This is a genomic window from Haloferula rosea (assembly GCF_016595525.1).
Classification (GTDB): domain Bacteria; phylum Verrucomicrobiota; class Verrucomicrobiia; order Verrucomicrobiales; family Akkermansiaceae; genus Haloferula; species Haloferula rosea.
The window spans coordinates 86,275-111,183 of record NZ_JAENII010000008.1 but is presented as its reverse complement, the minus strand read 5'-3'; the positions used below and the strand labels follow the sequence as shown (position 1 = coordinate 111,183).

Below are 24,909 nucleotides of genomic sequence, written 5' to 3'. Positions count from 1 at the left end.
TCGTGAGGTGACACCATAAGAGGGCGAACTCACGGTCGTCCCGCATGCTTCGAACCAATCCCTACACCATGAAATCCCGCTGCACCCGGTCTGGTCTGCTTTCCCTGGCTCTTCTGACTTCAACTGCTCTTGCCGACGTCCAATTCAATTTCCTCGATGGAGGCGGTCTCGATGGGCAAGGAGTCGGAGCGAGCATGATGGAGAAAGACGACAATCTGATCGACATCACACTGACGACCGTGGACATCCGCGGTCAGGACGGAACCTTGGCTTCGAACGGAGCCGGCCATGTGACCAACAGCCTGCCTCCCGGTAATGTCGGGGACGCTCTTGGCATCAACTCGGTCGTGAACTCGGGAGGCTGGGGAAATGACGATCGGGATTTCAATCCGGGGGAGGCGTGGATGTTCAGCTTCGATGTTGATGTCGAATTGAAGGCTCTCGATTTCGCGGGTTGGGGAGACAACTCCTCGGAGGTCACCCTTTCCTTTTCGGATGCAAGCGCCCCGCTCGTGCTGTTTGGCGCCCCGTTTGGAGACACCTTTTCTCTCGGTAGTAGAAGCGTGCCGGCAGGGACTGTGATCACGATGGAGTTGACCAACACCAGCGGTGATCGCGAGGTGCGGGCGAAGTATCTGACGGTGGCTGCGATCCCCGAACCGCCGACCGGCATCATCTATGGTGACCAGGACGGTGTGGGTGATTGGACGACTCCGGACGACGACTTCCTGGAAAACGGGCTGCCGACGGTCTTCAACACGGGTGACGACGTGATTTTCCCCGATAATGGCAATCTAGCGGTCACGATCGAGCCTGCAGGGGTGATCGCCGGAGATCTTGCGTGGGTCAACACGAGGAACGGCACGCTGACCTTCATTGCCGGCGGTAGCCTTGTCGCGGAGAGCATGAACAACGTGGACCGTGGTTCGGTTCGGTTTGAAAACACTGCCACCATCAACGGGGTGGTGAGATGCCTGGAGAATGGTGAGATCGAGGTTGGGCCGACCGGAAACCTGACCTTGGGTACGCTGGAACTGGGAGGAGGTAGCCGTCTTGAGGTCGAGGCGGGAGGCGTTTTCAACGGACTGTCCGCATCGATCATCATGGGGGGTGGCGGGGCTGATATCCGGAATGCGGAGAGCTTGAGCCTTGGGCCGGTCGAAAACACGTTCGATGAGAACCCGCTTGAGAAAACCGGTGCGGGGGACCTCGAATTCACGAGTGGTCTGGGCACGATCGCCACGGGGCCGGTGAGTTTGGAGATTCTGGACGGCTCGGTGACCTTGTCGGGCACCCAGCGAATCAATATCGGAGGCGCCTGCGTCTTCGATGGGAATCTGATCATGAACGGGCCGGAGCTTGAACTGCATGCATCGACGATCAGCGGCACCGGATCGATCGTCGTTGATGCGCCCTCCCTGATGAGTCCGAGGTTCAACGACGGAGACAACGAGATCCAAGTGCCGGTTGTCATCAACGAGACGCTGGTGGTGGATCCGGCGAGTGGGGACAATGCCCTGATCATCGAACGGAACATGTCGGGGCCCGGTGGCCTGATCAAGCGGGGCAACGGGCTTCTCGAGATCGACCAGTTCCTTGAATCCGGACTCAAGACCGGCTACGAGGGGGACACCCAGATTGAAGCGGGAACCATGCGGCTTTTTGATCCAATCCTTTCCGACACGGGTAGGGTGATTTTCACTCCCTATGTGAGCGGAACTCGTGGGAAACTCGACCTGTTCCACGGACAATCCGACGTGGTCAACGCCCTGTACATCGATGGCGTGCAGATGCCTTCGGGAACTTATGGAAGTTCGTCAGTGACCGGCACCGTGCTCGATGTGGTGGATGATGACCGCTTCATGGGCGATGGCTGGCTGGTGGTGCTCAGCGATGCCTCATCCCCTGACTATCAAAGCTGGGCAAGCGGATTCGGCCTGGAGGGACTTCCGCATGACGACGATGATCTGGATGGGGTCTCCAACGGGGATGAGTATGCGTTCGGGACCGATCCCACCTCCGCATCGTCAGTGAGCCCCATCAGTGAGTCGCTGGATGCCGCCACCGGAACGTTCAGCTACACCCGGCGCAATCCGGTCTCCAACGCGACCGGTCTGAGCTATCGCTACGAATACTCGGTTTCGCTGGCGAATGATTGGGCACCCGTGCCGGCTGGCTTCGGTGAGTCGAGCGATGGAGGGAATCCGGTGGAGACCGTCACCGTGACCCTGCCAGTGGGTCTGTTGTCGAACCCTGCCTTGTTCGTGCGTGTGGTTGCCGAGTGAGGGGGCAGCCTGAGAAATTCAATTCGGGGGACCCAGGACAGGGTCCCCCGATTCTCGTAAAGGGTAAGGGTTACTTGGCGGGCACCAAGGTCACCCGCCGCAGGTTCAGCGGGCTCCATGCCTTGGAATCCGGCTTGATTTTCAAGGTGAAGTCACCGGCCGATGGGAACTCGATCGTCCCGACCGGGTGTTTACGGTAGGTGCCGTAGCTGCCTGTGGACAGGGCCGTGCCATTGATCGTGCTCTCTCCGGCGGTGATGACGAAGCGGCTGTCAGCTTCCGAGGCGAGCTCGGCGATGATGTTGAAGGTGCCGGGCTGCGTGATCTTGAAATCCCATTCCACCGTGGCTTCCTTGTCGTTCCAGTAGCCGATGTTGTCCGGTTCCTCACCGCGGTCCTGAAGTTTGGCGTCGGTGCTGCCTTCGTTGTTGTGGATGTAGGCATCCTCGGCCAGCAACAGCAGGTTGCCGTCCTTGTCCTGTGTGAGACCGGTGTCCTCGACTTCGAGGGTGCCGCTGACTTGCACGGTGATCACGCTGTTGATGGGGTCGGGCGCATCGGTGGGCAGGCTGATGATGGTGCCTGATTCCTCCTGGCGGAACTCGAGAGGCTTCCAGTCTGCCATCAGATAGGCCTGCTTGACCGGGTTCTTCAGTCCAGGGACGAGCAATTCACCGTTCTCGGGCCAGTCGAAGACGTGGAGGTAAAGGGTGGTTCCCTTCGCATACTCCTTCTTGGTGCAGCGGCCCCAGTCGAGTTTCTTGAACGGGCTACCGGTGGTGCCGTAGATGGAATCGCCGTTGATCTTCATCCAGTCGCCGATCTCCTTGAGTCGCTCCACGGCCTGGGGGAGGACCACGCCTTCGCCCGTCGGGCTGACATTGAGGAGGTAGTTGCCGCCCTTGCTGGCGATGTCGGCGAGGTTGCGGATCAGCTTCGAGGTCGACTTGAAGTCTTCATCTCCCTTCTTGTAACCCCAGCTGCCACTGATCGGCATGCAGACCTCCCAAGCTTGATCCACCGGGCCACGGTCCGGAATGTGGCGTTCGAAGGTCTTGTGATCACCCGGGTAGTCCTTGCCGAGACGGTCGTTGGTGATGATTCCCGGTTGGAGGGATTTCAACGAATAGATGTTCTCAAAGGCCTCGGCGCTCATGTCGCGCGGGGTGTCCCACCAGAGGATGGAGATGGGGCCATACTCGGTGAGGAGTTGTTTGACCTCGGGAATGACTTTCTCGTTCACGTAGATGTCGGAGCTGACGCGCTTGATTGTCTTGTCCCAGTTGTTTCCGAAACCTCCCGGGTGGTGCCAGTCCTGCGCCTGTGAGTAGTAGAAACCAAATCTGAGCCCCTGTTCATTGCAGGCCCGGGAGAGCTCCTTCATGATGTCTCGACCGAATGGAGTTGCGTCGACCACGTCGTAGTCACCCCAGACCGAGTCGAACATGGCGAAGCCGTCGTGGTGTTTGGCGGTGATAACCATGTACTTCATGCCGGCGTCCTTCGCCATCTTGACGAAGGTATCGGCATCGAACTTGGTCGGGTTGAATTGCTCGGCGTATTTGCTGTATTCGGCAATGGGAACCTTGCCCCGGCACATCATCCATTCCGCGCTGTTCGGGAGTTTCTGCCCCTTGTATTCGCCGCCGACCACCGAGTAGATGCCCCAGTGGATGAACATGCCGAACTTGGCTTCATGCCACCATTCCATGCGGTCATGTTGCTGTTGCTTGGTTTCGGTGACTTCGGGAGTCTCCTCGGCCGCGAGGGGTGCAGTGGAGCCGGTCACAAGTGCGGCAGTGGCTAGGAGGGAAGCAAAACTGAGTTTCATGGTCTGCATGGAGCATAAACCCTGTGACGGAGACTCAAGAAGGGGGCGGGTTTCTCTGTTGATTTCGGGACGAAATCGACAGGTCGAGGATGGGGGTGCCGGCAGGTGCTCGCTGACCGCCTTTTCCCGCCGATGAGGGCAGCCGGGATGCCGAGAGCGGTCAGTCCTTCTTGATTTCGAGCATTTGCGATTCCTGACCGCGCCAGATCTCAAGTTCCACATCTTCGTTGGAGACATGCCAGTGGCCCTGAAGGTCGGCAAAGGTGTCGGTCTTCTTTCCGTTGCAGCCGATGATGACGTCGGACTTCTGCAGTCCGTGTCTGGCGGCGGCCGAGTCTTTCGGTACGTCGAGGAGGCGGACCCCGATCTCGTCGGGGAGTCCGGTGGCGGAGACTTCGCCCATGCCGACGATGTTCTTCACCTTGGCTCCGAGCCATTGGTGCTCGCGGCGGTCACGCTTGGATTTCTTTTGCTCGGGATCGCCGGGGATGGGGAGCTTGGGGCTCCGCGCGAGCTTCTTGAGCCGGGGGCTGGTCACGCCGAAGCGGTCCATGGGGAAGTTCTTGAAGCCCAGTTTGAGCGCAGGTGAATCCTGAGCGACGCGGTAGTCTCCTGCTTGAGGATCCAGAAACCCGGGATCCCCGTAGATGGAATGCTCGTCACGCTTGCTCTGACCGGCGAGGGGAAGGGCGGGTCCGGTCTTGTCTTTGGAAACGTAGAGATTGTGGTCGAATTCCTTTCCCCACGGGGTGTCGGGCATGATGGCGGGCCGATAGCTGTCGAAGACGATGTTGCGCCGGAAAATGTCGCCGCTGTGCTTGTACCAGACGTGGGGGTGGAGGCTGTTGTTGACCATGATGTTGTTCTCCACGGTGCGGAGGAAGCCCTCACGGTTCTTGATGCCGCCATTGAGGCAGAGGTTGTTGAAGATGTGGTAGTTCGAGGAACCGTCGTCGAGATCGATGTCCCATCCGTGGTCGCAACGCCAGCGGCTGTTGCTGATCGTGATCGGGTGAATGACGTCGAGCAGGGGCAGATCCTTGTATTTGCCTGCGCCCATTTCGTCATTGGGGACGTCCTTCAATTTCCAGAAGCGGTCGCGGCCCCAGGAGTTGAACGACCCGTGGTCGCCGGTTTCCATGACCGTGTCGAAGACATCGCAGAAGTCGATGACGTGACCTCCGAAGTTGCCGGCGCCGATGTTGATGCCGGCGCGGGGGACGTCGTGGACGGTGACGTGGCGCACGGTGATGTGCATGGCGATGTCGATCTCGACCCCTGCGGTCTGCTTCTCAACCCGGCCGATGTCGTGAATCAGGCAGTCTTCGACGAGAACTTCGGCGGGGTAGTTGTTGGTCTTCGGCCCGGGAGTCTTGTCGAGTTTCTCATAGGTCGTGCGTGAGCCGTAGCCGACGAGTCCGTCGCGCACCGCTCCCTGACCTCCGATGATGGCGATTCCATTGCCGCCGGCCTGCTCGATGTGGCAGCCCCGGATGGTGATACGCCGGTTGTAGTGGTTGACGAAGATGGCATTGCCTCCGACTTCGCGGACGTGGCAGTTCTGGATGAGGCAGTCCTCAGCGCCATTGATGAAGACGGCGGCACTGCGGTTGACCGTCCAGTCGGTGCGCAGCAGTCGTTCCTTGTTCTTCATGAAGGTGCGGGCGGCGTGGGTGAAGGTCAGGCCGGAGAGTTGGATGTGCTGGGCCGGAGATTCCTCGGTGCCGCGAAGCTCGACAAGGTTCTCGAGGCGTGCGGTTTGGAAGGTCGCCTTCGAGAGGTCGAGGCCTTTGGGTGCAAAGAAGTAGAGTGTATGGGTTTCGGTATCGAGGAACCACTCACGGGGAGCATCGAGTTCCTCGAAGATGTTCTCGACGAAGCGGATGTCGGGGTGGGGTGGGGAAGGGCGGTTGTTCTGCCAGCCTCCTTCGTGGGTCAGTTCGCCGTTGTCATCCTTGCCGGTGATGCGGTAGTGCATGCCGCCCCACTTGGCCTTGTGCATGGCGTGCATGAAGCCGCCTGCGGGGTTCTTCCACTCAGCGGCCTTTTCCTTGCTGAACGCATCGGCGGCGGTGCCGTTGAAGTACTGCGCCTCGGGGTCGAAGTTCGGGTAGCGTGCCATGGGCATGGTCTTGCCGTTGACGTAGAGGATATCGATGGCCGTGCCTTCGGGGACCTTCGCCATCAGGATCTGGCCTTGATGGATCTTCCAGTCGAGATTGCCCAGATCGGCGCCTCCGCTCAGCACTGCCGTTTTGCCGTTCGCCGCGCGGAGGGTGACTGGCGCGTCCTTGCTGCCGGAGTCAGCCGCCTCGAGCAGCAGGGGTTTGCCGAGGTAGTGGATTCCTTCGTCGAGAATGATGTCGATGGGTTCGCTGCCGCGCTGGTCTGAACTCCGCAGGATTTCCTGAGCCCGATGAAGGCCGGCCACGGGGCGCTCGGGAGAACCCGGGTTGGTGTCATCTCCATCCGGGCTGACATGAATTTCGAGGGCAAGTAGAGGAGCGCAGAAGCTGACGAAAGTAACGGCAGGAACTTGGAGGATTCGGGATGCGTTCATTGGGAATTCAGATGGAGTTGTATTGAATGAGGGTCAGGGTTGGCTCGACCTGACGAACCAGTTGATGCCCCGGACCTCATCCCACGCTCCGATGTTGGCGAAACGGATCGAGTAGCGGGGGTCGTTGCGCAAGGGAAGGGACATGTCCGGCATCCACAGACCGATTTGTGTGATTTCGTCGGTTTCAACGTCAAGCGTCAGGGTGACCTTCTCCCCCGATTTCCATGACCGGGGATCGATTTGAATCGGGACGGGTTCCATCACTTTGTCCTCAGTTCCGCGCATCAGAAACACGGGTCGTGCATTGAAGAGAGAAGCGAAGCCGAGGTTGTTGATGGTGAGAGTCAGGCGCCCACCGTTGACCGTGGCTTCGGAAACATGGAAGCGCGCGCCCAAGCGCCGGGACACCTCCGCGTAGCATCCCTGGTCCTTCCATTTGGCGAGGACTTCAGGATGGTATCCGCTGTTGAGGTAGCTGGCGTTGAGGAAATCCAGTTCGGCCAGCGTTCGCTCCGCGTCGTTGAGTCCGTGGAGTGCACAGGTCTCACCTCCGTAGACCGTGTAGCGGGTCTCCTTGGCGAGGTAGTCGACTTCCTCCAGACGTGAGTCCTTTCCGCGCCCATAGGTCCCGACGTCGTTGGGTGAGGAGAGGAAGCAGTCGTTGTGGTGACCGGTTCGGGCGAGGTCGGTTGCTTTGTAGGCCTCCTCTTCTCCGAGGGGCTTCCGGCGCTTGAAGATGCTTCGTTTCAATTCCGGGTATCGCAGGGCCACCATGCGGGACCTGGGTGTGTGTTTCAGGATCTCAAGGAAGAACTTCCTCTGCAGTGGTTCATGCTTCGCGATCCTGGTGGTGTGCCATTCGCCCCACGGACCGACGAAACCAGCCTCGAACAGGGCGATGACATCCGCGTTGTCTTCCCAGACGGGTGCCAGTTGGCTCATGTGGGCGAGCAGGATCTCCCCGGCGGGATCTTCGTAGGTCGTGTAGTCACCACTCGGGCCGCGGTGACCGTAGTTCACCCGCACGATCACCTTCAGTCCGCATGCCCGGGCTTGGGTGAATCCAGCACGGACCTCATCGAGAAGGGTCTGCGGAAGGGCCTCTACCTCGCGATAGGCTTCGAGTTGCAGCTTGCCCGCGATCAGGGAGATTCCCTTCTTCCTCAGTTCCTTCCACTCATCCGATGGAGCGGAAAGACTCTGATAGGAGTAGAAACCGCGCTCCGGATTCGGGAAATCCGAGTGGTCCTGCTTGAGCAGGGCAACCCAATCCGCTTCGGCGGGGAGAAGGGACAAGAGGGCCGCGAGTAGCAGGTGCTTCATGAAGAAGGAAACGTTTCGGGCCATGTGATTCATGCGGGCGATTCGGTCATGGTCCGTTCGCAGTGGACCACGATCAAGGGACCTTGATGGGGGCGATGAGCCGTTCCTCCTGTCAGGCAGTTGAGAGCAAGAGGGAGACCCGTGAAAAGGAAAGTGGCTGGGAGTTTTTGCATGTTGTAATGCCGTGGGATCGGCTCTCGTGTTCGCGGGTCTCCCGAGGGACGTGCATCGATTCCGTAAGCTGGAACGCGATTCGAGGCGCAAGGTATGCCGTCGTTCACTGAGGATTCAACCCTCCCGCGAGTCAGTGTGATGGGAAGGTGGAACAATTTGTCTCAATCGGCTGCCTGGGTGTGGCGTTCATCAGAGGTTACCAAGGTGCGCGGAGTTCAGGCTGGCATCCACTGTGTCTGGTGTATCTTCCGCGAGATCGGTATCACTGATGCAAAATGGTCGCCAATCCATTCAACGGTAGTTTCATGAAGCAATTCCTCCTGTTCCTGACCGGCTGCAGCCTTGCCGTCATCCCCGCCTCCCTAAGTGCGGCAATCATCACGTGGGGAACCCCGCAGGCGATTTCCACGGCGACGGCTGATGTCGAGACTGGCGGCACCCTGGTCTACGCACTCGACGCCAGCAGCAGTGGCGACGGTTCGTCCTCCGTGATCGTGACAGGAAAGGATGGCATCGAGGTCGAGTTTGCCTCCTACAGCGCGGCGAATGCGGACTCCATTCCGGGCTTCAGCAGCAAGTTTCGCGATGATGCGAACTTCGGAGCTGGAAGCTCGGATTATGGTGGCGTGGTCAACGATGGCTATTTTCACGGGTCCAATGCGATCGATTACGACTCTCAGGCATTTGCCACGGATACCGTGGTGTTGGGAGGATTGACCATTGGTGCAGATTACCAAATCCAGTACTGGGCGCAGGATGCCAATCGGAATCCCGGTTTTCTGACGGTTCTCGACGGGGCCGCCAGCCTCCAATTGGACACCGACGCAGACAATGGCATCGACTACGGCCAATTTGTGATCGGAACCTTCACCGCCGACGCCACCACCCAGTCATTCGGCGTATCCGGAACGCTCAATGGCGGCATCAACTATGGCCGGGCTCAGCTCAATGCCCTTCAACTGCGCGCCATCGCCAATCCCTTTGCCGGTTGGCAGATCGAGGCCGAAAACTACGATGGTCAGGCCGGAACCCGTCTGGAGGACACCAGCGACGACGGAGGCGGGCAGAACGTCGCCTATATTTCCAACGGCGACTGGCTTCGGTTTGAAGACGTCACCCTCGGCGACAACGCCCTTCTGAACTTCCGGGTCGCCCGGAACAGCGGCACGGACGACGGCCACATCGAAGTCCGTCTTGGGTCGACGAGTGGAACGCTGATTGCGGAGATCGAGGTCCCCGAGACCGGTGGCTGGCAGGAATGGGAAACGCTGTCCATTCCCGTGGCCCCGGTGGTGGGCCCGCAGGATGTCTATCTCGTTTTCGTGGAAACCAGCACCACCAACAACGGCACGCTCTTCAACCTGAACTGGTGGTCGAAGACGGCGATGGTGGAAGCAGAGGACTATGATGACGGTCAGGGATACCGTTTCGAGGATACGCAGGATATCGGCGGTGGAAAGAACCTGGGTTGGATCAGCGATGGGGAGTGGATGGAGTATACCATCGCGCCCGAATCGGCCGGATGGCACCGGCTGGATTTTCGCGTTGCTGCGGACGACTCGGACGGATTCATCAACATCGTTTCAGGAGGGCAGATGCTCGACTCGCTGTGGATCGATGCTTCCGATGGCTGGCAGTCATGGAAAACGATCAGCACCTGGGTGAATTTCCCCACAGCAGGCACACAGACGCTTCGTTTGGAGTTTGTGATCCCTTCGGCTGCCTTCAACCTGAATTGGTTTTCCTACGAGTCTGCAAGTGCACCACTTCCCTTGATTGTGGGCAACACCCCCCAACAAAAGATGCGCTACGGTATGGACTACGAGCGCCTGTGGTATTGGACGGGTGGTCTCAATGGGTCCGAACGTAACGACATTGCCCGGTGGTCGGCGGTGGATACCGACATCGACTATGTCCGCGTGGCCATCAATGCCGGCTATGAACTGACGGAAGGGGACTTCGATCTGTCGGCCTATACCAACAAGATCATTCCCATGATGCAGGAGATGAAGGAGGCCAATCCGAACATCAAGTTCTTCGCTTCCCCCCGACCGTTGGATGAAGCCCAGAACAATGTCAACTGGCAGCCCTATCCCCAATGGATCACAGGATCAACAGGCAACAACACCGACTACAATCTCAATGCCGCCAATGTCCAGAAGTGTGCCGAGTATCTGGAACGATACATCCTGCTCATGGACTCCTATGGGTTCAAAATCAGCTTTCTGGATGTCACCAACGAGTGGGACACTTCCGGGCGGGGTCCCGGTGCCATGAGCAGTGGCGACGTCCGCGATATCGCCGAGTACCTGGAGGCGAATCTGGATCCTGAGCTGATGCCGGCCATCGTGGCTGCATCCTCCTACAGCTATGCCCAGGGAAACTCCTGGTTGAACACGGTCAACACCACCCGCAGGAGAAACGCCATTGACATCGCCTCCTGTCACAACACCGGTCGGGATGGGAAGGCGGAGACATTTGCAGACAAGGTGGCGAGCATCTGGAGCAATCCGGGCGATACGGTTCCGGAGATCTGGAATACCGAAGTCCACGGGTGGAAAACCACTTCGGGTGAGAATGAAACGACCTCGTTCTATTACTACCTGGAGGCCATACGCGCCGGGTTTGGCGGGCTCAACGGCTGGTTGGCAATCGGAACCACCAGCCAGGGGCACGCCTACATTCTGAATCCCAACGGAACGCCGACCCGGAACGTCAAGTATCACATTTTCCAGAAGCTCAGCTCGACGTCCAATTACGGTCACGCGCTCGACATCGTCGAGGAGCCCGATCTCTTCCGCGCTCCTCTTGGCGCCAACGACGATGATGTTCCCCGCAATGTGGCGGCCTTCATCAAGGGCAACCTGATGACCGTCTGGGTCATCAATGAGAACGCCGCGGCGGTGCCATTGGAGATTACCCCAGCCGGCAATACGATCGCTAGCTCGACGGTGAGGCGCACCCGCTGGACCGACCCGAGTGATGTCGAGGGCTTCGAGTCGCTCGTTCCGGTGAGATCCAGTGACTCGTTCACATCCGTGATTCCCGGCGAGTCCGTCTGTTGTTTCGAGATCGTGCTCGGTCCCGAGAGTTTTGACTACGCGCATATCGAGGCCGAGGACTACAGCCACCAGTGGGGCACCATCCTCGAAGATCATTCGACCTACATGAATGTCGCTGGTATCAACGACGGAAACTTCGTCCGCTACGGTGGTGTCGCGTTGGCAGAGGACTCCACCCTGGCCTTCAATGTGGCCCGTCCTGGGGGGCGCCCTGATGGGTTCATCAGGATTCGCGAGGGGAGTGCCGATGGGGCGATCCTGGGTGAGGTGGATATTCCCGAGACCGGCAACTGGCAGGTCTATGAATCGATCGAAACGAAGCTCGATAACGAGGCGGGCATCTACAACCTTTACCTTGAGTTCGTCGAAGACGGCACGACAGGCTCGGACTTTGTGAACTTCGACTGGTTCAGGGTTCAGATTCCGGAGACTCCGGTCGGCTTCGCCGGTTCGCCGATGAACGCATCCCAAGTGGACCTTTCATGGGACGCGGTTCCAGAGGCCATCGGCTATACCGTGAAGCGCTCCATCACAGCGGGAGGTCCGTACACCGTGGTGGATGACACCATCACGGGGACCAGCTTCAGCGATACCGGAGTTTCCGCCGGAACGCCCTATCACTACATCGTGATCGCCCGTTTTGACGGATTTGAAGGGGATCCAAGCACGGAGATTTCCGTGGTGCCGTCGAATCCAATCGTCATCGAAGAACTGCGAATGAGCCCCATCGCAAGTTCTGGTGGCAACCTGGAGTTTTCAATTCTCAATTCCCAGATCGGCCATTTTTACCAGATTCAGGAAAACGGGGGTCTGAGCGAATCCGGCTGGCAGGATGTTGAGGGGGTCTATTCGGGAAATGGAGGGGTTCTGCCCTTCAGCATTCCCATGGGGGGCTATGGATCGGATCACTTCTTCCGGGTGCAGGTCTGGAGGCAGTGAATTGCTTGCAAAAGAACCCGGGAAGGCGGCGCTTCGATTTGGCCGGAGAATCGTGATGGGAGAGCTTCGAGCTTCAGCATCGTGATGAAGCTCGAAAACTCAGGCGCCTGGTTCCTTATTTCGTAGGGGTCAGGATGATGGCCTGACCTCCGTTGTGTGCCATATCGGCGGTGATGATGGACTCGGACGTCACGGTTTGCCGGGTGCTGACGACCTTCTTCGGGTCGCTGCCATCCGGGTTTCCGTCGGATTTGATGTTGGCGGTGTATTCCACACCGGGCTCGAGGAAGTCGAGTTTGATGGGGAGCTTGCGGGGTTCTCCGGCATTCATGGTGCCCACGAACCACTTGTCGCCGTTGCGTCGAGCAATGGAGACGAACTTCTCCATTTCGCCATGGAGCACTTTGGTGTCGTCCCAAGTGGTGACGACTTCCTTGAAGACCTCAAGGTCGTGGTCGTCGGCGTTCTTGAAATTCCGCGGGCCGTCATACCAGAAGATGAGCTGGATGGGGCTGTAATAGACGATGGAGGCTGCAAGCTGGTGGGCGCGGGTGGATTGGATACGGGAGCTGTAGTAGCAAACGGTATAGTCGGCAGCACCGCAGAGGAATCGGGTGAAGGGAAGCAGTACGTTGTTCTCAGGTGTGGGCATCTCCTCGTTGCCGTGGATGCCTTCCTGCGTGAGAAGATTCGGGTAAGTCCGGCTCCAGCCCGTGGGGCGGTAGTCGTCGTGGATGTCGACGATCATCTGGTAATCCGCACATTTTTTCACCGAGTCGTGCACCCACTTGGTCCACTTCTGCGAGCCGACCTGGACGAAGCCGAACTTGATTCCGGCGACCCCCCATTTTTGATAGAGCGGGAGAAGTTCATCGAGTTGCTTCTCAAGAGCACGTCGGTTGACGTAGAGGATCGTGCCGATGCCGTTCTTCTTGCCGTAGTCGATGACCTCCTGCATGTCCAATTCCCCGCTGTAGCGCTTCGGGTCGATGGTGACGGTGGTGGCGTCGGACTTCTCACTGTTTTCCGGTCCATACCAGCCGGCATCGAGCAGGATGTGGGCGGCACCCATCTTCTTGGCCCAATCGATCGTCTTCTTGGCGGTCTCGGTGTTGAGTTCGCTGCGGATCACCTTGCCGGGGCGGATCCACGATGGGTCCTCGATCGCGCAGGGATCGTTGAGGTTGACGAGGAGGTCGTTGTTTTCAAGCAGTTCGCCGGGGGTGTCGCCAATCATGATGTAGCGCCATGGGGTGGTGTAGGAGCCTTTCGCCACCACATTGCTGCCGAGCTTGATGCCGAAGGTGTTGTCATCTGTGGTGTCGAAACGCAGGCGTGCGTAGTCGACAAGGCGCGCCTCGCCAAGGGCGACGAAGGGGCTGGCTTCGACGACCAACGGCCGCTCGATGTTGCTGCCGGCTTCGGAGATGGGGACGCGACGGTAGACGGCCTGAGGGTCCTTGGTGTCCCAGCAGAAGTGATCGTCGGCGAAGCGGAATTGGCTCAACTCCCCGGTGATGGTGAAACTACCTGCTTGTTCGGGAAGCGTGTAGCAGAAGGCGACTCCCTCATCGTAGGCGCGGAACTTGATCTGCAGGGCGGGTCTGTCTTCCTTGCTGAGGTCGACGACGAGTTCGTTGTAGCGGTCGCGGATCTCGCTGCGTTCACCGACGAAGGGTGTCCAGGTCTCGTCATGGCTGGACGTCGAGCTGTCGGACACTGCGAAACCATCGACCAGATGGCGGTCGCCCTTCAGTTTGAGTCCGAGCTGCGATTCGAGAAGCAGGTCCTTGCCTCCGCGTTTCACCGCGTAGCGCGGAGCGCCCTTGTCAGTAAGTTTGAAGACAACGTTGATGCTTCCGTCAGGGGATTCGAGGTGGGTTTGTGCCTCGTTCGCCACGGCGGCGCTGAAGGAGAGGGGCAGGGCCGAACAGAGTAGTGTCCGGAAAAGGGGTGAGTTGGAGAGTTGGAGCTTCATGGAGTTGAATGGGGATGATGATTACTTGGTGAGCTTCAGTCGAATGACCGTGATCGGGCTGTCAGGGGCCTCGTCGGGTAGTTTGATGGTCACGCCATCATCGGTCTGATCGAAATGCAGTGTTTGATCAGGGTTCGTGAGGAAGGTTGCAGAGGCTATGCTGGCTTCCACAGGTGGAATGGTGAGGTCTTGCTTCGGCCAGTTGAAGACATGAAGGAATAGTTCTCCGGGTTTGGTGGTGGCTCGCCATTCCTTCTTGGCGATGAACTTCGGGTTTCCCTTCTTGTCCTTTTCCGTCGCGCTGTAGGAACCGAGTTCGTCCCCGAATGGCGTCGGCCCGCAGCCGTAGATCGCCTCGCCGTTGCGCTTCAGCCAATCGCCCATTTCCGTGAGGCGAATCACGCTGGGCTCGGGGATGATGCCTTCGCCGGTCGGTCCGACATTGAGCAGGTAGTTGCCTCCCTTGCTGACAATGTCGACGAGGTTGCGCAGCAGATAGCCGGAGCTCTTCCAGTCGTCGTCCGCCTTGTTGTATCCCCAGTGGCTATTCAGGGTCATGCAGGTTTCCCAGGGTTCATGGGACACGGCCGGAGGAATCGTCTGTTCGGGCGTTTCGTAGTCGCCCAGGTCGTTGCCCACACGCTGGTTGACAATGCATTCCGGTTGGATGGAGCGAATCATGTCGAGCATCTCCTTGCTCTCCGCGGGGGAGATGAGCTCGGGGGTGTCGAACCACATGATGTCGATCGGCCCGTAGTTCGTGAGCAATTCCCGGACCTGGGGCAGGGCCTTGCGCTTGAAGTAGCGGTTGAAGACTTTCTGCTTTTCGTTGGGGAAGTCGATCAGGTTGCTGCGCCAACCGGGCTTGTATTTGCCGGTGGGGACGTCCGGGTCCTGCCAGTCGCGCCCGAGTGAGTAGTAGACGCCGAAGCGGATCCCTTGTTTGCGGCAGGCATCGGCAAGTTGGCGGATGGGGTCTTTTTCCAGTCCCGCAAGCTTGATGATGTTGTGATCACTGACCTTTGAGTCATACATCGCGATGCCGTCGTGGTGTTTGCTGGTGATGACGAGATATTTCATCCCGGCATCCTTCGCGACCTTCACCCAGGCGTCGGGATCGAAGTCCTTCGGATCGAAGGTTCTGGCGTATTCGGTGTATTCCTTGAGGGGGATTCCGGCGGTGAACTGGAGCCACTCGTGGTGGTGGGTCTCGCCATTCCACTCTCCGCCTGCCTTTGAGTAGACACCCCAGTGGATGAACATGCCGAAATCGGCGTTTGTCCACCAGTCCATGCGCTTGGCTGGCGCCGACTTTCCGCTGCTCGCCGCGCTTGCGTCCTCTGCCTGCGCTGCAGGCGATACGATCAGCAGGGATCCGGCGAGCATGGCGGTTAGGCAGAATTTCATGATGAAAATCGGAGGAGGTTCGAGAATGTCAGGAGCGCGCGGTCCATGCCGGGATGAGCCGTGAAATCGCGCGACCTCAGGGCTGATGCGACTCAACGACATTGAGGGGCGTTTTCCAGCAGCATTCGCTGCCTAGTCAGGTTTCCCTGTCGACTACCTCAAGGCCGGGCCAAGGGATCGTCAGCGGGGTGCCACAGAGACCCTGCCGAAGTGGGCAAGCCCATCGCCCATGGGAATGGGTGTCTCATACAGGAGGGTGCTGGTTCCATCGGGGTGATCGGTCCGGGACAGTCGGTTTGCCTCCGTCGCCGGGGTCCATGAGTCGAGGTCACTGGAAAAATGCACCTCGAAGGTGGCGTCATCAGCAGCGGCACGAATCGTGAATTCCAGTTGGAAGTTGCCACCTGTCGCATGCGGTGTCGGTGAGCCAACCAGCAGGTAATCCACGAGGCTACCTCCGGCATAGTGGATCGCGTCCGTATTGCCCGGGTTGCCGTCGATCGCGATGCTCGGACGCCAATGATCCGCGGTGCCGGGTGTGGATCCCCGGAGAACCAGGCTGTATCCCTCGCCGTCCGGGCTTCCCGGCCACGGCAAGGCATCGGAATAGGTGAAGTCGACAATGGTGGATCCGTCGGCAGCCACCAGGTGAATGCGTTCTCCTCCGTTGCTGAGTTTGCCGGTGTACACGCCACCAATTCTCGCCGTGCCGATGCCGTAGCGGAATTCGAAGGCCGCTTGATCAGGAACCAGAATGATCCTTTCTCCCGGAGCGAGGACGGTGCCGGGCGGCATGGTGAAGGTCACCCCATCGGTGAAACGGACGTTGGTGTATTCAACGAAGGAAGCGCTGGTGTTCATCAGTTCGATGAACTCGAAATCATTGTCTTCGGTGAATCCCGCTGCCAACTCGGCGGGGCTGGGCAAGCCCGGGTGGTAGTGGAACTCACTGAGGATCGTGTTGCCGGCGTCGGCGAGATCGATGCTGCTTGTATTGGTTACCGTGATGGAGTCGCTTCCGACCTCGACTCCGTGATGGTTCTTCGCGGTGAAAGTCAGGGGGTTGGGGCCGATCCCGATGGGAAGGGAAACGTGCCAGCTGTTGGTGCCAGTCCAGTTCACGGTGGTAGGCATCCCGTTGACCTCGATGGAAAAGACATCATGGGATCCGCTGCCGGACAGGTCGACGACGCTGTCGGCTTCGGAAAAATCCGCGCCACTATTGGTCGTGATTTCAAAGGAGATGGGAGCCGGGAGGGTGGAGAGGACGTAGTTCGCCCGGTTGGTGACGTAGTTGGTGAAGTTCACGCCCGAGCCGATGCCCGTGGCGAGCCCGCCCGAGATGGCACTGACATAGTCGCTGTTGAAGGTGGTTTGAACGAGGTCATTCAGGTGACCATCGAAAAGGCGCCGGTATTCCGGTATCGAAAAGATCTTCGCGACGGGATAGGGGGTTCCCTGCTTGTTCACGGTTGGGATTACCGAAGAACCCGCGGCGAGCCGGAAGGACCGATCGAGATCCCATTGCATGATGATGATTTTTCCATCGGTTGGACGGACGAAGAAGCGGAAGTTGTGTTCCCAGATGCGGCTGTAAACATCGTCGGTACCATTCAGAGACATCATCGCGAAGGTCCGCATCCACTGGTTGACGTCGATGATCGAATCGAGCGCGTTCTTGAGCTCGCTGCCAGAGAGGTTCCCAACGGCCTGGTTGAGCTCGATGATTCGGGAGTAGTCATCACGTTCACGAGCACTGCGGATCTGGAAACCCCAGCGGTAGGGCTCCTTGTCATCGCCTCGGTCTTGAAGACGATACTGCCCGTTGGTGTGGTTGTATGGATTTCCGATTTTCAGGTCCTCTGGCCCGCCAGTCGTGCCATTCGGTGAGTAGTGAAGTTCAAGGTTGAACAGGGTCCCACTTTCATCGGCGTCGGGGAAGAGGCCGTCCCAGTAGCTTGAGGTGTGCCGACTGAGTGCCAGCAGGGCGACGCCCCGGTCATTCGCGGTGGGAGGGATGACGTAGCTGACGTCATCGTAGAATGACCAATAGCCGCCGCCCGCTCGATTGGTAAGGGTTTTGGCGAGGATCTGCCGGTCGGATCCTCCTCGCTCGACCGAGATGCTGTCGTGGACACCCCGGAACCGCCGGTCCGGCTGGAAGCGAAGGTTGAAACCGTAGCTTCCGGATTGGTAGCGGCCGTGGGCGCTGGCCTTGAGACGCAGCTCCACGTCGTAATAAACGGTTTCTTCATCCTCGATGACGGTGGCGGAAAAGCGGTCGTTGCTCATCCGGTTGGTGTCCAGGAAGAGGAAGTCGCGGTCCGATGCCGACATGATGATGCGGAGGTTGTGGCGGACTCCCGAGGTGTCCGTGAATCCATCCTGCACCTTGAAGAAGGCGCCTCCTTGACTTCCGGCCGGCGGGAGCAGGCAGGTCATGCCGAGGTCGTCCGATGCCAGAGCATAGAAGCGCACGATGGCGCTGGCGCTCTGGCCGGGGATGGTGCCCGTGAATCTGCCGTGCGACGAGGTCATGGGCGTGCTCAGAAACGGCCCCTCATTGACTGAGTAATGGAGGGTGACGCCACTGATGCCGTCGGGGTCATCTGCCAGGATGCTGACCGTGACCGGTTCCCCCGGATCGGGAACTGCCGGTGAGTGGTTGAGGCCGGACAGGTCCGGTCCTGCATTGGGAATGGCAGCGGTGTTGATGGTCCCGGGGGTTCCCCAGATCTCGGCGGAGTCCAGGGCGTGGGTGCGTTGGAGGTAGTTGAAATACAACCTCGTGTTGAGCTGGCTGCAGCCACTCAACCATTTGGCACGGAAGGTGATTCGGTAGGTGTTTCCGGGGACGACTTCCTCACCATTGGCGAAGGTGGTCTCCAGCTTGTTGTGCTTGTTCTCGGTGGGGCCGGTGGAAACCACGTGAAGGCACTTGTTCCCCGGGTCGTCGGGATCACTGATGACGACGGTCTTCCCATGCGAGCCGTGAGAGCCTATCGCGCGCCACTTGTCGGGTGCCGCCCCCACGGCGTCACTTTCGAAATCGCCGTTCTGGATGAACTCGGTGCTGTTGTTTTCGAGGACGCTGAGGTCGTCGATCAGCAGCTCGCCCGAATCGAGCAGGCCAATCTGTAGTTCGTGATAGAGGTTGTCGCCGATGCCGTTGTCGGTCGCGACGGCTTCGTATGAGTAGGTTTGCCAAGTGTTACGTGCCCATTCGTGACTGGGTTGCCAGGCATCAGAGATGGAATTGTCGGCATCCGGGTCGCGCAGCTCGAGGCTGGAGCCACCCCCGTCCGCCTGCGGGTGCCAATGACCAGAACCGTAGTAGTTCACTTCATCGGCAATATTCCCATGAGCGTCCCTGAGGATCACCTCGTCCCCACCGTTGCCAAGCCGTCCCGAGTAGTCGCCGATCACCGGGGAACTGGGATGCTTCGCCAACAATGCGGATGAATCCTTGGCGACCACCAGATACCCTCCCGGAGCGATGGTCGTGCCGGACGGGAAGTCGAAGCGGATGCCTCCATCCAGCGCCCAGCTGGAGAGGTCCACCACCGCCGCGCTGCGGTTATGGAGTTCAAGCCATTCTTCATCGCGTTCCAGAAAGGGAGTGTAGTCGCTGGTCTGCTCGGTTCTCAGGACGACGTTGGCACCGAAGACGATGTCGCTGCTTCCTGTGTTGATCTGGTGGACTTCTACCGAGAGGCGGTTGCTGCCGGCTTGGACATTCGGTGTGGGAATGACGAGCGAATGCAGAGAAGCATTTCCGACTCCGGGATTGGCCACGGTGTTGGGGGTGACCGTGCCCGGCTCCATATTGAACCGGCCGATCTCGACCCCGTTCAGGTAGAACACGGCGCCATCGTCGACGTAGTGGTTGATCACCATTTCCGTGACCGTTTCGGGGTCGTTGTAGATGAAATCCGTTTCGAAGTAGTAGGTGATCTTCGATTCCAGCGCGACGGAGGTTTGGAGCGGTTCTCCCAGTGGGGTGTTCTCAAATCCAAGCAGTCCGGGACCGGAGGCCCAGTCGTTACCGTCGACTGGATGGCTGACCGTTGACCATCCTGAGGGAAGTCCGGCGGCGCCCGCGCTCAGGTTGTAGCGCCATGTGGACGAGTAATCCAGAACCTGCTGGTTTGTCGTGCTGGTGCCACCTGATTCGAGCTGTGCCTTGGCGTGATAGAAGATTTCATTGATGACGATGGCATCCTCGAAGGAAACGTCGTTCTCCGACCCAAGGGTCATTGTAGTGGGGCGGGACCATGCACCCGTGCCATCGGGTGCTCGTGCGACCGCGGTGTCATCGACCCGGACGGCATCGATCAGGGTGGCCTTCCCGGATCCATGGAGGAACAAGCGGTCGTTGTCAGCCGGAACGAATCCCAGCATGAGCGCGTCGATGGCGAGGAAGCCATGGGCTTCGAGCTCAAGCGCCGGGAGGAGGTAATCCGGAGAGAGCTCGTCGGAAGACCCGATCACCAAGCCTCCGAGTGCGACCGGGGTGTCGCCGTGGTTGTGGATCTCAAGCTGGAAATCGGCATCGAGAGACGAAGTCACTTCGTTGAACGAGAGCTTGCGTAGTGATGCGAAGGTGTTCTCGCTGCCTGGGGTGCCATTGAGTTGGGTGCTGACCGTCCAGTTCTCTGGAGCCGCGGTGCCACGCTCAGGATCGCGTTTGGCGAGGGAGAATCCGGAGGCATCCGGTCCGACAGGCCAAGGATGGTTATCGCCGAAGCTGAGTTCATCCATGATGCGTCGGCCTTCCAGAGTGGAAGTGGCGGCGCCGACCGAGCCAGTGCCCGATTGCGAGCGGAATGAGAGCTTGTTGTTGTAGAGACGGATCGTCCCACCGGAGTTCGACAGGCTGCGATTGAATGGACCCAAGGCTCCACTGTGTCCGGTTGCGGAGGACAAGGCTGCAGGGTCCTTCGCAATGACAAGGTAGCCCCGCCCAGGCAAGATGGTGCCTTCCGGGAAGTCGAAATCGATGTCCCCATCGATCCGCCAATTCGACATGTCGACTTCAAACGCCAACTGGTTGTGGAGTTCCACGTATTCAAGAAGATCGCCGTCATTCCTCGGATGATAGTGCACCTCATTGAAGACAACGACGCTGTCCCTACAGAAGGCCGACGCGGAGATCGAAGTCCACGCAAGCAGCATCAAAAGGCGCCGGATTCGTGGGAGTTTGAGAGCATGTGCCATGAGCTTATCCAAGTGGGGACAAGGTGGGATGCAATCGCCCGACGATGCAAGCCGTGTCTCTTGCGAGCGGTGAAGCCGATGTTGAGCTCGAATCGAGACGAGGGGAGCTTACTCAGAGATCCCGGTATGGAAGTCGGGGATGGATTGCGAACCTCGAGGATCGAGTCTCACTTCCCAGAGATTGTTTTTTGTGTCATGCGTTTGACGGCGCGTCGCCGTCACTTGTGGGAGTCGATCATGCCACGAATTCCATGAGGGCAATCGACGAGGTGGTCCCGTGCGATGGCGCGAACGATAAGGAAATCAGAGATATTGTGCTATTTTGTCTCCAGATGTCCGCTGATCGAGCATGTCTTTCATGCGCGGTTCGCGATGTCGCCATGGGGCAGTGTGACCCCTCCAGAAGGTCCGCTCAAGGTCGACTTTATGCCGGTGATGGAGCAAGTTTACAGAGTGAGCAATCTGCCGGCTGTGACGGAAAAACGGACTTCAATACGTTTTTGCGAGGATCGACAATAGCATAGGTGGAGCATGGTCTCGTTGTGGGACATGGTCTGTTTTTCTTGCTACTACGGTTCCAGTTCGCAAACGAGTGAGAACCGCCCAGAAGGCTCCAAACCCAACCCAGAAACCCAAACTGAAAACCCAAGGACTCAGCTCACCGGCTCACCCTGAGCTGGAATGAGTGCCACGACTGCTTGTTGATTTCGCAGTCGCTGAGTCGGTTCGATGATCATCTGACAATGAAAACGACAAAACCCATACTAATCACGCTCGCTGCCTGCCTTCCCGTTGGAACGGCCAGCGCGCAGCTCAGTTCAAACCTCATCGGACTCTGGGAGTTCGAGGGCAACCTCACCGAAGTTTCCGGCGCCCATGCCGGCAATCTTCACGACGGCACGTGGGATGGCACGGGTGCCTACACCTCGGGCCCGCCAGCGCTGCCTGTCGATCCGGGTGGTAGCTTTGGCCAGGCTCTCGATCTGGATGGCAGCAATGGTGTCTTCATCAACAACACGTCGAACGTGGATCCAAGCTACGCAGGCACCTTTGACGCCGACATTGCTTCCGCGAATGCGATCACGATTTCGTTCTGGGCGCAGGGAACCCCCGCCACATGGAATCCGTTCGTCTGCAAGTTCGGTGAACTCTCCGAGGGCTGGCAGGTGCGCAAGCGTGGGGCTTCTCCGAATGCTACATTCACCCTTCAAGGTACGGGAGGGGCTATCGATCCTGTGGGTGCCAATACTGCGGCGAACGATGCCGGCTGGAAGCACTTCGTCGCTGTCTGGGACGGGGTTTCCGGGACGAGAAAGCTCTACGTCAACGGCGTTGAGGATTCGACGATGACGATTGCAGCGGGTGATACCGCTCCGACCGGAGGGCCAGGTGCCGCGGTTGTCAATTACCTGACATTCGGCATGCGTGATGCGGGTTCGGGGACTTTCGGCAACAACTTCACGGGCCAGATCGATGATGTGGCCATCTGGAGTCGTGCTCTGACCGAGCTTGAAATCCTGCACGTTTCCACCAATGCCGTGTCTGACGCGATCGCATCCACGGACACGGACTCGGACGGTTTGTTCGACGATGATGAGGCGACTCTTGGAACACTGCCCAATAATCCCGATACGGATGGCGACGGTGTCGATGACTTCACCGAGGTCAAAATGGGGACTAACCCACTCTCGGATGATGACGACGACATGGATGGCCTGCTGAACTCGGAAGAGAATACCGGTTCGGCCAATCCTTGGACGGGAAGCACTCTCGGATCCGCTCCGGGTGACACCACCGACTGGATGAACCCGGACAGCGATGGCGATGGGGTCGACGACGGAGATGAGATTTCATTGGCCAACGGATATGTGACCAACCCCAATGATGCCGATACCGATGATGACTTTTGGTTCGATGGGTTGGAATTGGCGGAGTCGACCAATCCACTTGATGACCAGAGTTTTCCCGCCGCAGACACCGGGCTGATTGGCTACTGGGAATTCGAGAACAACCTCACCGAGACCTCGGGTACCCACACCGGGGGACTTCATGATGGCACCGCGGATGGAACCATCGCCTATGTGGCGGGGCAAAATACCGACTTTGGTCAGGCTCTCGCCCTCGATGGCAGCAACGGGGTTTTCGTGAACAACTCGGCAAACACCGAGGGCTCCTATGCGACCACCTTTGACGCCGACGTCAATGCCGCAAACGCATTGTCCATCTCGTTCTGGGCGAATGGTGCCGTAGGTCAGTGGAGTCCATTCCTGTGCAAGCACGGAGAAGGCGTCGAAGGGTGGCAGGTTCGCCGCAACAACAGGAACGCCTTTGCCTGCATGACGCTTCGCAGTACTGGCGGACCTGACGACCCAGCAGGCCTCGACAACACGGCTGCGACCGCAAATACGGGTTGGAAGCACATCCTCGCTGTGTGGGATGGTGCGAACGGAACCCGGCGCCTGTATGTCAACGGGGTCGAGGATACCAGTCATGCCACGACGGTTGGCTCGTCCGACTTCTCGCAGGGTGGACCGGGGAACGCACTCGATAAGCTTCTGACCTTCGGCATGCGTGACGGTGGAGCAGCGACCTTCACGAACCGTTTCAATGGTCAGTTGGACGATATCGCTATCTGGAAACGGGTGGTGACGCCAACCGAAGTCGCCCAACTCTCGCTCAATCCCCTGTCAAAGGTGCTCGCCTCGACGGATTCCGACAACGACGGTCTGTTCGACGATGATGAGGTCAATATTCACATGACCAACCCGAACGAGCCCGACACCGACTTCGATGGTGTCGGTGACCTCGAGGAAGTTCTGGCTGGCAGTGACCCAACCGCCGATAACGATTTCGATCTTGATGGATTGTCCAACCTCCAGGAGACATCGGGCTCCGCAAACCCCTGGACTGGGCCCACCCTGGGTACCGCTCCTGGTGATACGACCGATTGGGCCGCTGCTGACAGCGACCTTGACGGCATTCCTGACGGAGAAGAGGTCGTGGCAGGAGCAGACGGCTACGTGACGAATCCCAACGATGCCGACCTCGACGACGATGGATGGGTGGATGGCACGGAAACCAACGCCACGCCTCCGACTGACCCAACCGATGACCAGTCTTTCCCTACCGAGTGGTTGCGTGGCTTCCGCGGCAATTGGCAGTTCGACAACGATCTGACCGACTCCGGATTCCTGGGTCTGGATGGCAGCATGCTCGGAACCGTATCCACCGAGACCTATGCGACCGGAAAGTTCGGTCAGGCGATCGATCTGGACAAAGCGAACAACCAGCGCGTGCTCGTCTCCGGAGACGAGAACTACTTCGACATTGTCGGCGGTGACATCACTGTTTCGGCCTGGGTTCAGGTGGAAGCGCTCGACGAGCAATGGCAGGCGGTTGTTGCCAAGGGTGAAAGCACGTGGCGCCTCGCGCGGCGGCATAATACGGTGGGAGCTGCTTTCGCAGCCGGCACGAGCGGTGACGTTCCTGCGCAGAACTCCACCGCGAATGCGAATCCCATCAACGACGGAAATTGGCACCACCTCGTGGGGGTTGCTGAAGCCGGGGTGGGCATCAGCCTCTATCTCGATGGCTACCTTGTTGAGTTCAGGGGGGATGCGATTCCGAATGCACTGGATACGGCTGCATCCGTCCTCATCGGTGCGAATCCGGACTCACTTCGGACCTGGAATGGTAACATCGATGATGTCGCAATTTGGAAGCGGGTACTCACTCCGGAGGAGATCTACGAGATCTACGGCAACGGAGAGAATGTTGAATACCTCATCGCCAACGATGTGACCCCGGGACCTGTTCCGGACAAGGCGGTGGTCGTCGAATCCTTCGGGTTTGATGTCGGAGGCAACTTCAACTTGACCGTCTCGGGCCTTACGCCGTCGAAGACCTATCAAATGCGGGTAACATCGACGCTTGATGGCACGGACTGGGAGGATGTGGGAGATCCCTACACGGGTGGCTCGACCAACACCTTTACCGAGGTTGCGGTCGATGTTGCGACCTATCCGAAGTCCTTCTACCAGGTCTTTGAAGTCGAAGTGGTGGAGTAACCTGGGCCAACCCGCTCAGGTGATTCGATCCCTAACCATCAAAAGAGCCTCCGAATCCGGGGGCTC

9 protein-coding genes are annotated in these 24,909 nt (G+C 58.9%); 3 read left to right on the top strand and 6 right to left on the bottom strand.

Features of this window, described 5'->3' with window-relative positions:
- Positions 1-44: 44 nt before the first annotated feature.
- A complete protein-coding gene (locus JIN81_RS11515; protein ID WP_234044777.1) occupies positions 45-2,285 on the top strand; it encodes a hypothetical protein in 2,241 nt (746 codons plus the stop codon).
- A gap of 70 nt (positions 2,286-2,355) precedes the next feature.
- On the opposite strand, the gene JIN81_RS11510 is transcribed toward JIN81_RS11515, so the two are convergent.
- The 3 genes from JIN81_RS11510 to JIN81_RS11500 form a co-directional block, all read right to left on the bottom strand.
- Positions 2,356-4,116: an alpha-L-fucosidase gene (locus JIN81_RS11510; protein WP_200279403.1), complete on the bottom strand. Its 1,761-nt coding sequence runs from the start codon at positions 4,114-4,116 to the stop codon at positions 2,356-2,358.
- Positions 4,117-4,276: 160 nt separating this feature from the next.
- A complete protein-coding gene (locus JIN81_RS11505) occupies positions 4,277-6,676 on the bottom strand; it encodes a PDZ domain-containing protein (RefSeq protein ID WP_200279400.1) in 2,400 nt (799 codons plus the stop codon).
- Positions 6,677-6,709: 33 nt separating this feature from the next.
- Positions 6,710-7,999, bottom strand: a complete 1,290-nt coding sequence (locus JIN81_RS11500; RefSeq protein WP_234044775.1) for a DUF4832 domain-containing protein — start codon at positions 7,997-7,999, stop codon at positions 6,710-6,712.
- Between the two features lie 479 nt (positions 8,000-8,478).
- On the opposite strand from JIN81_RS11500, the gene JIN81_RS11495 reads away from it, so the two are divergent.
- Positions 8,479-12,174 carry a carbohydrate-binding protein gene (locus JIN81_RS11495; RefSeq protein WP_200279394.1) on the top strand — a complete coding sequence of 1,232 codons (3,696 nt, stop codon included), beginning with the start codon at positions 8,479-8,481 and terminating at the stop codon, positions 12,172-12,174.
- A gap of 115 nt (positions 12,175-12,289) precedes the next feature.
- Here JIN81_RS11495 and JIN81_RS11490 read toward each other — a convergent pair whose 3' ends face one another.
- The 3 genes from JIN81_RS11490 to JIN81_RS11480 all read right to left on the bottom strand — a co-directional run bounded on the left by JIN81_RS11490 (position 12,290) and on the right by JIN81_RS11480 (position 20,776).
- Complete coding sequence (locus JIN81_RS11490; protein ID WP_200279391.1) at positions 12,290-14,152, bottom strand: glycoside hydrolase family 97 protein; 1,863 nt, start codon at positions 14,150-14,152, stop codon at positions 12,290-12,292.
- 21 nt (positions 14,153-14,173) lie between these two features.
- Complete coding sequence (locus JIN81_RS11485) at positions 14,174-15,559, bottom strand: alpha-L-fucosidase (protein ID WP_200279385.1); 1,386 nt, start codon at positions 15,557-15,559, stop codon at positions 14,174-14,176.
- Positions 15,560-15,739: 180 nt separating this feature from the next.
- Positions 15,740-20,776 (bottom strand): lamin tail domain-containing protein, encoded by a 5,037-nt coding sequence (locus tag JIN81_RS11480; RefSeq protein WP_200279382.1) that lies wholly within the window; start codon positions 20,774-20,776, stop codon positions 15,740-15,742.
- A gap of 743 nt (positions 20,777-21,519) precedes the next feature.
- Between JIN81_RS11480 and JIN81_RS11475 the strand changes: the two genes are divergently transcribed.
- Complete coding sequence (locus tag JIN81_RS11475; protein ID WP_200279379.1) at positions 21,520-24,843, top strand: LamG domain-containing protein; 3,324 nt, start codon at positions 21,520-21,522, stop codon at positions 24,841-24,843.
- The last annotated feature ends 66 nt before the right edge of the window (positions 24,844-24,909 follow it).

Excerpts from the sequence above, each read along its gene's own strand:
- JIN81_RS11495 (WP_200279394.1), top strand. The coding sequence starts at position 8,479 with ATGAAGCAATTCCTCCTGTTCCTGACCGGCTGCAGCCTTGCCGTCATC.
- JIN81_RS11475 (WP_200279379.1), top strand. The coding sequence starts at position 21,520 with ATGAAAACGACAAAACCCATACTAATCACGCTCGCTGCCTGCCTTCCC.
- JIN81_RS11490 (WP_200279391.1), bottom strand. The coding sequence starts at position 14,152 with ATGAAGCTCCAACTCTCCAACTCACCCCTTTTCCGGACACTACTCTGT.
- JIN81_RS11480 (WP_200279382.1), bottom strand. The coding sequence starts at position 20,776 with ATGGCACATGCTCTCAAACTCCCACGAATCCGGCGCCTTTTGATGCTG.
- JIN81_RS11505 (WP_200279400.1), bottom strand. The coding sequence starts at position 6,676 with ATGAACGCATCCCGAATCCTCCAAGTTCCTGCCGTTACTTTCGTCAGC.
- JIN81_RS11500 (WP_234044775.1), bottom strand. The coding sequence starts at position 7,999 with ATGAAGCACCTGCTACTCGCGGCCCTCTTGTCCCTTCTCCCCGCCGAA.
- JIN81_RS11510 (WP_200279403.1), bottom strand. The coding sequence starts at position 4,116 with ATGAAACTCAGTTTTGCTTCCCTCCTAGCCACTGCCGCACTTGTGACC.
- JIN81_RS11515 (WP_234044777.1), top strand. The coding sequence starts at position 45 with ATGCTTCGAACCAATCCCTACACCATGAAATCCCGCTGCACCCGGTCT.
- JIN81_RS11485 (WP_200279385.1), bottom strand. The coding sequence starts at position 15,559 with ATGAAATTCTGCCTAACCGCCATGCTCGCCGGATCCCTGCTGATCGTA.